The organism is Pseudoxanthomonas kalamensis DSM 18571, assembly GCF_010211745.1.
GTDB lineage: Bacteria > Pseudomonadota > Gammaproteobacteria > Xanthomonadales > Xanthomonadaceae > Pseudoxanthomonas_A > Pseudoxanthomonas_A kalamensis.
The window spans coordinates 1-677 of the sequence record NZ_PDWQ01000055.1 but is presented as its reverse complement, the minus strand read 5'-3'; the positions used below and the strand labels follow the sequence as shown (position 1 = coordinate 677).

1 protein-coding gene is annotated in these 677 nt (G+C 67.1%); it reads right to left on the bottom strand.

Annotated features, from left to right (window positions below; translation table 11 throughout):
* Positions 1-677: protein-tyrosine phosphatase family protein (locus CSC70_RS13930; RefSeq protein ID WP_484573206.1), on the bottom strand; the 677-nt coding region annotated here is incomplete at both ends.

Genomic DNA, 677 nt, shown 5'->3' with positions numbered 1-677 from the left:
CGCCTGCGCGATCGCCTGCGCCGCCTCGCGTAGTTGCGATGGCGACGGTGCGACCAGATCGAGCATCGGCACCACACGGTCCTGCGCCTGCGCGGCGTACAACGAGAGCTCTGCAGACACGTCCACCACCGCAGCACGCTCGTCGCGCTGGCCGGGCAGCGGAATCCGCCCCAGCCACACGCCATCGCATACCGCGCGCGGCGACGGGGCGCGCCGCGTCCAGAGGCGCGAGTTGCACCATGCTGCCATCAGATACGGCGCATACAACCAGCGCGCGGCAAGACTCAGGCGCCCATCGCTGCGCTTCTGGAATCCGCCCGGCCCGAGCAGCGCGTAATTCAACGCAACCAGCAGCAAAGCCAGGGCGATCCACAGCAACCACAGTCCTGCACCTCCGCTCCATAGCGCCAGCGCAGCGCTGACCAGCGCGCCGGCCAGATACATCACGGCCAAGCGCCAACGACGCAGGTCGTGTGCAAACCGTGCCCGCGCGAACGGTGCAGCGATACGCTCCGGCCACATCCACACGCATAGCCAGCCCACCGCGAGCCCGGTGGGAATATCCAGAAAGTGATGCTGATACGTGGTGAGCACCGACACACCGATCAATGCGAACCAGGCATGCAGCAGCCAGCGCCACACCCCGCAAAGATGCTGCGCATAGCGCACCCACAGCA